This is a genomic window from Actinotalea ferrariae CF5-4, from assembly GCF_000603945.1.
Classification (GTDB): Bacteria; Actinomycetota; Actinomycetes; order Actinomycetales; family Cellulomonadaceae; genus Actinotalea; species Actinotalea ferrariae.
Genome location: NZ_AXCW01000139.1, coordinates 1 through 11037 on the forward strand (window position 1 = coordinate 1; position 11037 = coordinate 11037).

An 11037-nucleotide genomic window follows, 5' to 3' on the forward strand; every position below is an offset into this window, starting at 1 on the left:
CTCGACGCGGGCCCGGCGGCCGCCCGTGCCGGGGCGAGCGCGATGCTCGACGTCAGCGACGGCCTGCTGCGCGACGCCGGACGGCTCGCCCGGGCCTCCGGGGTGCGGATCGACCTGGACGACCCCGCCACCACCGTCGCCGTCGACCTGGACGCGGTCGGCCCGGTCGCCGCGGCCCTCGGGGCCGACCCGCGGGCGTGGGTGCTCACCGGCGGTGAGGACCACGGGCTGCTCGCGACGTTCCCGGCCGCTGCGACGCTGCCCCCGCCGTTCCGCCGGATCGGGACGGTCCTGCCCCGGGACGGCCACGAGGCGGGCGTCCTCGTCGACGGACGGGCGCCGGAGGGGACCGTCGGGTGGGACCACTTCCGCCGCTGACCGACCGCCGACGGCGGCCCGTCACGCCGGGCGTGCGGGATCAGCCCCGCACGTAGCGGACCTCGGGGAGCTGCTCGTCCCCGTAGGTGCTCAGGCGCTCGACCCCGTCCGGGACCAGGCCGTGCCGTCGGTAGAAGTGCGCGGCGCGGTCGTTGCTCGCGAGGACCCAGAGGGTGACGCGGGCGCCGTCCGGCACCTCCTCGAGCATCGTCCGCATGAGGCGCCGGGCGACGCCCTGGCCCCAGGCGGCGGGCTCGAGGTAGATCGTGTGGATCTCCAACGTCGTGCGCTCCGCGTCCTCGTCCCGGCTGGGCCCGAGCGAGGAGAACCCGACGACGCGACCGTCCACCGGGTCCTCGGCGACCCACACCCGAAGGTCGTTGCGCTCGGCGTCCCCGAGCTGGCTGCGCCATGCCTCGGCGCGGTCGCCCTGGTCGAGGCCGGCGAGGTAGTCGTCCGGGACCGCCCCGGCGTAGGCCTCGCGCCAGGAGGCGATGTGCACCGCTGCGATCTGCTCGGCGTCGTCGACCGTCGCCGGTCGGACCACCGCTTCCCCCACGTCGTCAACCATGGCCACACCATGCCATCCCCGGGCGCACCGATCCAGTTGTTGCCCTCGTCTTGGTCGTCTCTTTGACCGGGCACCGTCCCCGGACACGCCGGAGCCCGCAGAGCGTGGGCTCTGCGGGCTCCTGTCGTGCGGGGCCCCGGTGCGGGGCGAGGCGGCCCGGCCGGCCGCGGGACGCTCAGGCGCTGCGCTGGACCTTGCCGGCCTTGAGGCACGAGGTGCACACGTGGACGCGCTTCGGGGCGCCGGCCACAACGGCACGCACCCGCTGGATGTTCGGGTTCCAGCGACGCTTGGTGCGGCGGTGGGAGTGCGAGATGCTGTGCCCGAAGCCCGGGCCCTTGCCGCAGACGTCGCAGTTGGCAGCCACGTTCTTCTCCTGATCGTCGAGCATGCCGCAGGCTCCGTGCGGAGGGCGGCTCAGCGTGTTCGGTGGGCGGCGGCCGGCCGCGACCCCCGGCGGCGCGGCCGCGGTGGTCGGCGGACAGCGCCGACGTGCCCGGACGTGTCCGGGCAACCTCGTCAGGGTAGCCGATCCGCGGTGCAGCCCCAAACGAGGGCCGTGTCGGCGCTCGAGGGCATGATGGCCTGCGGCGCCGTGACGGGCCACCGACGTGCCCCGTGGGCGGGGCCAGGACGACCGGGAGGTGGGTGGATGACCACGGCGCTGCCGCGCGACCTCCCCGAGGACGTCCCGCTGCTGGACTCGCCCGCGCGCCGTCTCGTGGGCGACCGCACCGCCAAGGAGCTGGAGAAGCTCGGCCTGCGAACCGTGGGTGACGTGCTCCTGCACCTGCCCCGCCGATACGTGCTGCCCGGGGAGCTGACCGACATGCGCTCGCTCACCGTCGGTGAGGACGTCACCGTCATGGCGCGGGTCGCCGCGGTCTCGCTGCGCCGCACGCAGCGGGGCGGTGCGCTGCTGCACGTCACGATCACGGACGGTGTCCGGGAGATGCTCCTGGCGTTCTTCGCCCGCTCCACCCGCACGCTCGAGCACCACCAGCGGCGCCTGGCGGTCGGTCGTGTCGGTGTGTTCGGCGGGCGCGTCAAGGCCTACCGCGGCTCCTACGAGCTGACGCACCCCGACTACCAGGTCGTCGGCGTCGACGTCGACGACGAGGCGGCCGCGCTGCACGAGTCGAGCCGTCCCATCCCGTTCTACCCCGCGTCGTCGGCGCTGCCGACGTGGCGCATCCGCAAGGCGGTCCGCACCGTGCTGGGTGCCGTGCGGGCCGAGGACGTGCCGGACCCGGTCCCGGAGGAGATCCGCGCCGCCCGCGGGCTCGCCGACCGGTACCGCACCCTGTCGGAGCTGCACGACCCGGCCGACGAGGGGCAGTACCTGCGGGGCCGTGACCGCATGCGGTACGAGGAGGCCCTCGTCCTGCAGGCCGCCCTCGCCCGACGGCGTCGCACGATCGCCGAGCAGGACGCCGTCGCGCGGCCGGGGGCGGCCGACGCGGCGTCGAGCCTGCTGGCGGCGTTCGACCGGCGGCTGCCCTTCACGCTCACCGCGGGCCAGGTGGACGTGGGCGGGACGATCGCGCACGACCTCGCGCAGCCGCGCCCCATGCAGCGACTCCTGCAGGGCGAGGTGGGCTCGGGCAAGACCCTCGTCGCGCTCCGGGCCATGCTCCAGGTGGTCGACTCCGGCGGCCAGGCGGCCCTCCTCGCCCCCACGGAGGTGCTCGCCGCGCAGCACGCGCGGACGGTGCGGGCGCTGCTCGGGCCGCTCGCCGAGGACGGGCTGCTGGGCGGGGCGGAGACGGCGACCCGCGTGACGCTGCTGACCGGCTCGCTCGGGGCGGCGGCGCGGCGGGAGGCGCTGCTGGACGCGGCCTCGGGGCGCGCGGGGATCGTCGTCGGCACGCACGCCCTCCTCGGGCCGAAGGTGCGCTTCGCGGACCTCGGTCTCGTCGTGGTGGACGAGCAGCACCGGTTCGGCGTCGAGCAGCGTGACGCGCTGCGGACCCGCGACGAGGGACCGACGCCGCACCTGCTGGTGATGACGGCGACACCGATCCCGCGGACGGTCGCGATGACGGTCTTCGGCGACCTCGAGACCTCCACCCTGGCCGAGATCCCGGCGGGCCGGCCCGGCGTGACGACGCACGTGGTCCCGGCGGACAACCACGCCTGGATGGAGCGCACCTGGCGGCGGGTGCGCGAGGAGGTGGACGCCGGTCGACGCGTGTACGTGGTGTGCCCGCGGATCAGCCCCGACGACGGCGCGGGCCAGGACGGGACGGACGCGGCCGACCTCGTGACCGACGCGGCCGGTCTGGCCTGGCAGCCCGCGCCGACCCGCGCCAGCGCGGACCCCGAGGCGACCGACCGCGAGTTCCTCCGGCTCATGACGGCCGAGGGCTTCGTGCCGCCGCCGGACGAGCCGCGACCGCTGCGCGCGGTCCTGGACGTGGCGGAGGAGCTGCGTGCCCACCCCTCGCTCGCCGGTGTCCCGGTGGGGATCATGCACGGCCGGCTCGGTGCCGCCGAGAAGGACGAGGCCATGGCGCGCTTCGCGAGCGGCGAGGTGCCGGTCCTCGTCTCGACCACGGTGGTCGAGGTCGGGGTCGACGTCCCCGAGGCGACCGTCATGGTCGTCATGGACGCGGACCGCTTCGGACTGTCGCAGCTGCACCAGCTGCGCGGTCGCGTCGGCCGGGGGAGCGACCCCGGGCTGTGCCTCCTGGTGTCGTCCGCGGCGCCCGGGACCGCCGCCGCCGCGCGCACGGAGATCCTCGCCGCGACGACGGACGGCTTCCGGCTCGCCGACGCCGACCTGAGGCTGCGCCGGGAGGGCGACGTGCTGGGTGCCTCGCAGTCCGGTCGCGGCAGCTCGCTGCGGCTGCTCCGGGTCCTCGAGGACGCCGACCTCATCGCCGAGGCGCGCCAGGACGCTCTCCGCCTCGTCGACGCCGACCCGTCGCTGGACCGCTGGCCGGAGCTGCGCCGTGCCATCGACCGGTGGCTCGGGCCGGACCGCGAGGAGTTCCTCGAGCGGAGCTGAGACCGCCCGGGTCCGGCATCCCGGCCGTCCGTGGCTAGCCTGGCCCGGTGACGAGGATCGTGGCCGGCGCGGCGGGTGGGCGGACCCTGCGGGTGCCGCCGCGTGGGACCCGGCCGACGAGCGACCGCGTGCGGGAGGCGCTGTTCTCGCGACTGGAGCACGCCGGGGTGCTCGACGGTGCCGGTGTGCTCGACCTCTACGCCGGCTCCGGCGCCCTCGGTCTGGAGGCGGCCAGCCGTGGCGCCACCGAGGTGGTGCTCGTGGAGTCCGCGCGCGCGGCCGCGCAGGTGTGCCGGCACAACGCGTCCACGCTCGGTCTGCCCGGTGTCCAGGTGGTGGCCGAGAAGGTGCTGGCGTACCTGCGGCGCCCGGGGGCCCTGGGGCGCGTCGACGTCGCGTTCCTCGACCCGCCCTACGACCTGCCCGACGACGACCTGGCCGAGGTCCTGGCCGCCCTCGTGCCCCACCTGGCCCACGGCGCCGTCGTCGTGGTGGAGCGGGACGCCCGGACCCCCGAGCCGAGGTGGCCGGGCGGCATCGAACCGACGGGGGACCGGCGGTACGGGGAGACGGTGCTGTGGTTCGCCACGGCCGACCGTCCGGTCGACACCGCCTCCGGAGCCGCGGCGGAGCCCGCCCCGCGCGAGGTCCGCGGGCCTACAGTGACGACGTGAGCAGTGACGGCGTGAACGACCCCACCGGGCCCTTCCCTCCTCTCGGGGCGGACGGGGCCGCAGCGGCCGGGGTCGCGGTCTGCCCAGGCTCCTACGACCCCGTGACGCTGGGCCACCTCGACGTCATCGGCCGGGCGGCCAGGCTGTTCGGCCAGGTCGTCGTCGCCGTGGCCACCAACGCCTCCAAGAGCGCCCTGCTGGACGCCCCCACCCGGGTCGAGCTGGCCCGTGCGGCGGTCGCCGACCTGCCCAACGTCCGGGTGGAGGTCGTCCCCGGACTCCTGGTGGACTTCTGCCGCTCCGTCGGGGCGACCGCCCTGGTGAAGGGCCTGCGCGGGGGCGCGGACTACGACGCGGAGCTGCCGATGGCGCTCATGAACCGCCACCTCACGGGCGTCGAGACCGTCTTCCTGCCGGCCGACCGGTCGGTCGCCCACATCGCCTCCTCCCTGGTCAAGGACGTGGCCCGGCACGGCGGGCGGATCGACGACCTCGTGCCGCCGGGGGTGACGGGCGCTGTGCTGGCACGGCTGGCCGACCTGGGCCACCTCGGTCCGGTCGGCAGCACCGACGGGGACAGGAGGGCACCGCGATGACGCAGAACGGACCGGCCGAGGGGCACCCGGGCGACGACGAGCGGCGGCGCCCCGAGGGCCTGACGGGCGTGCTCGACGCCCTCGAGCAGGCGGTCGGCCAGGCGCGTGCCATGCCCATGTCGTCGTCGGTGCTGGTGAACCGCGCCGAGCTGCTCGACCTGCTGGCCCAGGCGCGGTCGATCCTGCCGGGCCAGCTCGCGCAGGCGGACGAGGTCCTCGCCGACGCCGACGCCGTCCTCGCCGAGGGCCGGCGGCAGGCCGAGGAGGTCGTGGAGGCGGCGCGCGCGCGGGCGGCGGAGCTCGTGGGCGAGGAGGAGGTCGTGCGGGCCGCGCACCGCCGGGCCGAGGAGATCCTGGCCGAGGCGGAGCGCACGGCGGCGGGCCTGCGCCGCGACGCGGACGACTACTGCGACCGGCGGCTCGCGGACTTCGAGATCGACCTGGGGAAGGTCCTCGCCCAGGTGCAGGCCGGCCGGGCCAAGCTGGCCGGCCGCCTGGAGCTGGACCCCGGGTCGCCGGACGACTGAGCCCGGCAGCGTCTCGAACGGCTCCGACGGCCTCCGACGGGTGCATCGGCACCGGCAGGCGCGTTTGGGCGGCCCGTCCGGATGCCGTAGGATCGACCGCTGGTCCTGCCGCTCATGGCGTGGACCGAGTTCCCTCGATCCGGACCGACGCCGTGGAGCGCCCCATCACCGCCGACCCCCGTTCCCCGTACGTGCTCGACACCCACGAGCTCGCGCGGCGCCCGGGGACCATGCGGACGCTCCAGCGGACCGTCCCCGCGCCCGAGGACCTCGGTACCGCCGTGATCGGCGTCCCCGCCGGCGACGACCTCGACCTCGACCTGAGGCTCGAGTCCGTCATGGAGGGGATCCTCGTCTCGGGCACCGTCCGTGGCCGGGCGGTCGGGGAGTGCGTGCGCTGCCTGGAGGAGACCTCGGCCGACGTCGAGGTGCCGCTCCAGGAGCTCTGGTACTACCCGGACCGTGCCCGTGTCGCGGTGGAGACCGGTGACGACGAGGACGAGGTCCGTGAGCTCGAGGGCGAACTCCTCGACGTCGAGCCCGCGGTCCGGGATGCGGTGGTGCCTGCGCTACCGTTCCGTCCTGTCTGCTCCGCGGACTGCCCGGGCCTGTGCCCGCAGTGCGGGGCGCGGCTGGCGGACCCGGAGAACGCCGACCACACGCACGAGGTGCTGGACCCCCGGTGGTCCGAGCTCGAGCGCATGAAGACCTTGTTCGACGACCCGAAAGAGAGCTGATCGTGGCTGTTCCGAAGCGCAAGATGTCGCGCAGCAACACCCGTGCGCGTCGGTCGCAGTGGAAGACCACTGCCACGACGCTCACCACGTGCCCGCGCTGCAAGGCGGCCACCATGCCGCACGTCGCGTGCCCGTCCTGCGGCAACTACAACGGCCGCCAGTACGCCGAGGCGCTGCGCAGCGAGCACGAGGCCCGCTGAGCCGCTGCGGCGCGCCGGTGACCGGTCGACGACCATGACCGCGGAACCCGCGACCCGGCTCGTCGAGAAGCTCGGGGTCCACCTGGACCCCGAGCTTCTCGTGCTGGCGCTCACCCACCGCTCGTTCGCGCACGAGGCGGGCGGCGTCCCGACCAACGAGCGGCTCGAGTTCCTCGGGGACACCGTGCTCGGGCTCGTCGTGACCGAGGCCCTCTACCGCCGGCACCCGGACCTGTCCGAGGGCGACCTGGCCAAGATGCGTGCCGCCACGGTCTCGCAGCGCTCGCTCGCCGCGATCGCGCGCGAGCTCGAGCTGGGCGGCTACCTCCTCCTGGGCAAGGGGGAGCTCGCCACGGGTGGGCGCGAGAAGGACTCGATCCTGTCCGACACGCTCGAGGCACTGTTCGGGGCGGTCTACCTGACCCACGGCCTTGAGGTCGCGCGCGGCGTCGTCGAGCGCCTCGTGGACGCGACGCTGGAGGTCGCCGCCGACCTCGGGGCGGGCCTGGACTGGAAGACCTCCCTCCAGGAGATCGCCGCCCGGCTCGACCTGGGCGTGCCGGAGTACCTCTGCGACAGCGAGGGTCCCGACCACGCGCGGCGGTTCACGGCGCGGATCCTGCTGGACGGCGAGGTCCGCGGCACCGGTACCGGCACGGCGAAGAAGCTCGCCGAGCAGGAGGCCGCGGCGGACGCCTACCGCTCCCTGCAGGCTCTGGTCGCCCCCGCCGACGACGCCTGACGTGCCCGAGCTGCCCGAGGTCGAGACCGTCCGGGACGGACTGGCCCGCCACGTGCTGGGCCGCCGGGTGGAGTCCGTCGAGGTGCGCCGTGACTCCGCCGTCCGCCGCCAGGAAGGCTCCGTGGGGGAGTTCACCGGGCGCCTGACCGGGCGGAGCCTGTCGGCGGCCGTCCGCCGCGGCAAGTTCCTCTGGCTCCTGCTCGACCGGCCGGACCGCGGGCCGGAGGAGGGCGCCGACGCCGGAGAGGCCCTGCTGGCGCACCTCGGGATGAGCGGCCAGCTCCTCGTCCGCGACGCGGTGACGCCGCCTCTGGAGCACCCCCACCTGCGCGCCCGGCTCCACCTGGCGGCGACCGCCCACGACGGGCCCCTGGTCCTGGACTTCGTGGACCAGCGGACGTTCGGCCACCTGACCGTCGTGGACCTCGTGCCGACCGTCGACGGTGCGCCGGGGGGCCACGGCAGCGCCGTGCCGGCGGTCCCCGAGCCGGTGGCGCACATCGCCCGGGACCTCCTGGACCCGGCGCTGGACCGTCCGGCGCTCGTCGCGCGCCTCCGGGGCCGCCGGACGGACGTCAAGCGGGCCCTCCTGGACCAGACGCTCGTCTCGGGCGTCGGGAACATCTACGCCGACGAGGCCCTGTGGCGGGCACGGCTGCACTACGCCCGCCCGACCGATGCCCTGCGACCGGCGGCGGTCGGCGCGCTGCTCGACGCCGCGGCGGCCGTCATGACGGAGGCCCTGCGCGTGGGCGGGACGAGCTTCGACGCCCTCTACGTGAACGTCAACGGGGCGTCGGGGTACTTCGACCGGTCCCTGGCGGTGTACGGGCAGGAGGGCCGCCCCTGCACCCGGTGCGGCGCCGTCGTGGTCCGGGAGCCCTTCATGAACCGGTCCTCGTTCCGCTGCCCGCGCTGCCAGCCGCGGCCCCGTGGAAGGGGCGTCCGGGCCTCCGCGGCGCGCCGTCCGGACCGCACGCGGCGAACCGGGCCCTTCACTGCCTAGGATCGACCCCGTGGTAGCCAACGTCCCGCCCGCGACCGGGCGCCCCGCTGACATCGCCGTGATGATCGTCGACGACCACGAGGTGGTCAGGCGCGGCATCGCGGAGGTGATCGACCGCGCCGACGGGATGACCGTCGTCGCCGAGGCCGGCACCGTGGCCGAGGGCGTGCGCCGCGCGACGCTCGTGCGCCCCCAGGTCATGCTCGTCGACCTGCAGCTGCCCGACGGGACGGGGATCGACATCCTCCGCGCCGTCCGCACGGCGCTGCCCGACACGCGCGCGATCGTCCTCACGTCGTTCGACGACGACGACGCCCTCGCGGCGGCGCTGGAGGCCGGTGCGGCCGCCTACGTGCTCAAGACGGTCCGCGGCGCGGAGATCGCGGACGTGGTCCGCTCCGTGGCCGCCGGGCGCACCCTGCTGGACGAGCGCACGGTCACGCGCCGCCGCGCCGGCCACGACGACCCCACGGCGGACCTGACGCCGAGCGAGCGCAAGGTGCTCGACCTCATCGGCGAGGGCATGTCGAACCGGGAGATCGCCGAGCGCCTCGGCGTCGCCGAGAAGACGGTCAAGAACCACATCACGTCGCTGCTGTCCAAGATGGGGCTGCAGCGCCGCACCCAGGCGGCCGCGTGGGTCGCGGGCCACAAGCGCAGCTCCTGGAAGCCCGAGCACGACTGACCCCGCCCGCGGGAACGGCCGGCGACCGCGTGACGGTCGCCGTCGCGGCCGGGCTGCGTCAGTGGCGGCCCGGGAGCGGTGCCTGCCAGGTGAGCAGCGTCCCGCCGTCGGCCCCGGCGCCCAGCACGAACGTGCCGCCGTGCCGCCGCGACCGGGCCGCGAGGTTGTCCGTGCCCGAGCGGCGCTCGCGCTCCGGGGGCAGCCCGGCCCCGTCGTCCTCGACCTCCACGACGACGCGACCGGTCGGTGCCAGCCCGTGCAGCTCCACCCGGACCGCGACGGACGCCGCCCGGGCATGCCGCGCGGCGTTGGCCAGACCCTCCCGGACGACGGCGACGACGTCGTCGGACAGGTCCTCGCCGACGCGCTCGTCCAGGGCCGTGGCGTCCCCCTCGAGGCTGTCCGGGGAGTCCAGCACCCGCCCGTCCACCGTGATGAGCAGCGAGGGCGCGAAGCCGAGGCCGGTGCGGGCGAGCGAGGCCTCGCGGCGCAGCCGCTCGGCCAGCGGTGCGGCGGCGTCGGGGTCCCGCAGGGCGTGCACGATCGAGCGGATCTGCTTGACGGTCGAGTCGACGTTGTCCAGGGCCTCCTCGACGATCCCGGCCAGCTCGGCGGGGTCGACACCGCGGGCGGCTCGGCGGCGTACCGTCTCCAGCTGCATGCCGGTCGCGAAGAGCTGCTGGATGGCGAGGTCGTGCAGGTCGCGCGCGATGCGTTCGCGCTCGTCGAGGAGGGCCGCCACGTCCTGCGCGTGCCGTGCCTCCGCGAGCACGAGCGCCAGCGCCGCCTGGCCCGCGTAGGCCTCGGCCGTCGTCAGGTCCGTCGGCTCGAACGGCGTCGAGCCGACGCGGCGGAGCAGCACCAGCACGCCCACCCCGCGGCCGTCCGCCTGCATCGGGGCGTACATCGCGGGGCCGAACTGCCGCAGCGCGTCCACGCGCATCGCCCGCGAGCGGGAGAGCGAGTCCACGACGAGGCCGTTCCCGTCGCGCAGCACCGTCCGGGCGCGACCGTCCGGCGGCATGACCGTGCCGACGAGCTCGTCCTCGCCGACGCCGTCGACGATCTCCATCACCCAGGTGTCGTCGACGCCGGGGAGCACCAGCGCCGCCGTGTCCGCCCGGGCGACCTCGCGCGAGGAGGACGCGATCTCCGCGAGGACGTCCTCCTCCTCGGCGCCGGAGAGCAGCATCGTGGTGATCATCTGGCCCGCCTGCAGCCAGTGCTCGCGGTGCTCGGCCTCGGCGTACATCTGCGCGTTCTGGATGGCGACCGCCGCGGCCGCGCCGAGGGTGAGGACGACCTCGTCGTCGTCGTCGGTGAAGCCGCCCTCCTTCTCCGACAGGTACAGGTACCCGTAGACGCGGTCGCGCACCCGGACGGCCGTGCCGAGGAAGGAGCCCATGGGCGGGTGGTTGGCAGGGAAGCCGCGGAAGCTCGGGTGCTCCATGAGGTCGCCCAGCCGGAGCGTCCCGCGGGTGGGGATGGCGCCCAGGACGCCGACGGCGTGCGGCCCGCGCCCGAGCATCGCGGCGAGCCGCTCCTCCATGCCCGTGTGCACGAACGTGGTGGAGCGGCCGCGGGCGTCCAGCACGTTGATGGCGCCGTACCGCGCGCCGGTGAGCTCGGTGCTGGCGGCGACGAAGCGCTGCAGGACGCTGGGCAGGTCCAGGCTGGACGCGAGGTTGAGGGCGGCCTGGAGCAGCTCGGCCGCCGCCACGGAGCCGGTGTGCCGCTGGGTCGACGGCGCCGTCATGGTGCCTCCTGCTGCGTCGGGGCCGGCCGTACGGACGTCCGGGTCGGGTGCGGGGGGCGGCTGCCGCCAGGGCGGGCGGCGGGCCGTCAGCCCCGGACGGGGGCCGCGGGACCCCGTGAGGGCACGGTACCGCGCGGCTCGCCGGACGACGGAGC

The 11037-nt window shown here is 75.6% G+C and carries 12 protein-coding genes and 1 pseudogene; 10 read left to right on the plus strand and 3 right to left on the minus strand.

What is annotated here, in order from left to right; all coding sequences use genetic code 11:
* Positions 1-378 (plus strand): annotated as a pseudogene (locus N866_RS21400) (thiamine-phosphate kinase); the annotation flags it as partial.
* Between the two features lie 40 nt (positions 379-418).
* Here the strand turns inward: N866_RS21400 and N866_RS12290 are convergent.
* Positions 419-949 (minus strand): GNAT family N-acetyltransferase, encoded by a 531-nt coding sequence (locus N866_RS12290; protein WP_034226756.1) that lies wholly within the window; start codon positions 947-949, stop codon positions 419-421.
* A gap of 175 nt (positions 950-1124) precedes the next feature.
* A complete protein-coding gene (rpmB, locus tag N866_RS12295; protein ID WP_034226762.1) occupies positions 1125-1316 on the minus strand; it encodes a 50S ribosomal protein L28 in 192 nt (63 codons plus the stop codon).
* Between the two features lie 285 nt (positions 1317-1601).
* Between rpmB and N866_RS12300 the strand changes: the two genes are divergently transcribed.
* The 9 genes from N866_RS12300 to N866_RS12340 all read left to right on the plus strand — a co-directional run bounded on the left by N866_RS12300 (position 1602) and on the right by N866_RS12340 (position 9126).
* Positions 1602-3959, plus strand: coding sequence for an ATP-dependent DNA helicase RecG (locus N866_RS12300; protein ID WP_081802612.1), 2358 nt, complete (start codon positions 1602-1604; stop codon positions 3957-3959).
* Between the two features lie 47 nt (positions 3960-4006).
* The gene (gene rsmD, locus N866_RS12305; protein WP_034226757.1) at positions 4007-4633 is read left to right on the plus strand and encodes a 16S rRNA (guanine(966)-N(2))-methyltransferase RsmD; all 627 of its coding nucleotides are present in this window, start codon (positions 4007-4009) and stop codon (positions 4631-4633) included.
* A complete protein-coding gene (gene coaD / locus N866_RS12310) occupies positions 4630-5229 on the plus strand; it encodes a pantetheine-phosphate adenylyltransferase (RefSeq protein ID WP_281173245.1) in 600 nt (199 codons plus the stop codon). Before rsmD ends, coaD begins: the two co-directional genes overlap by 4 nt.
* Positions 5226-5756: a hypothetical protein gene (locus N866_RS12315; RefSeq protein ID WP_034226758.1), complete on the plus strand. Its 531-nt coding sequence runs from the start codon at positions 5226-5228 to the stop codon at positions 5754-5756. Before coaD ends, N866_RS12315 begins: the two co-directional genes overlap by 4 nt.
* 152 nt (positions 5757-5908) lie before the next feature.
* Positions 5909-6493 carry a YceD family protein gene (locus tag N866_RS12320; RefSeq protein ID WP_034226759.1) on the plus strand — a complete coding sequence of 195 codons (585 nt, stop codon included), beginning with the start codon at positions 5909-5911 and terminating at the stop codon, positions 6491-6493.
* A 2-nt stretch (positions 6494-6495) separates the two neighbouring features.
* Positions 6496-6693: a 50S ribosomal protein L32 gene (gene rpmF / locus N866_RS12325; RefSeq protein ID WP_034226760.1), complete on the plus strand. Its 198-nt coding sequence runs from the start codon at positions 6496-6498 to the stop codon at positions 6691-6693.
* Between the two features lie 34 nt (positions 6694-6727).
* Entirely contained in the window at positions 6728-7435 is a 708-nt protein-coding gene (gene rnc, locus N866_RS12330) for a ribonuclease III (protein ID WP_034226761.1), read from the plus strand.
* A gap of 1 nt (position 7436) precedes the next feature.
* Positions 7437-8441: a bifunctional DNA-formamidopyrimidine glycosylase/DNA-(apurinic or apyrimidinic site) lyase gene (gene mutM, locus N866_RS12335; RefSeq protein ID WP_052022992.1), complete on the plus strand. Its 1005-nt coding sequence runs from the start codon at positions 7437-7439 to the stop codon at positions 8439-8441.
* A gap of 61 nt (positions 8442-8502) precedes the next feature.
* On the plus strand, positions 8503-9126 hold the full coding sequence (locus N866_RS12340) for a response regulator (RefSeq protein WP_034226766.1): 624 nt from the start codon (positions 8503-8505) through the stop codon (positions 9124-9126).
* Positions 9127-9184: 58 nt separating this feature from the next.
* Here N866_RS12340 and N866_RS12345 read toward each other — a convergent pair whose 3' ends face one another.
* The gene (locus N866_RS12345) at positions 9185-10882 is read right to left on the minus strand and encodes a GAF domain-containing sensor histidine kinase (protein ID WP_052022993.1); all 1698 of its coding nucleotides are present in this window, start codon (positions 10880-10882) and stop codon (positions 9185-9187) included.
* Positions 10883-11037 lie beyond the last annotated feature (155 nt).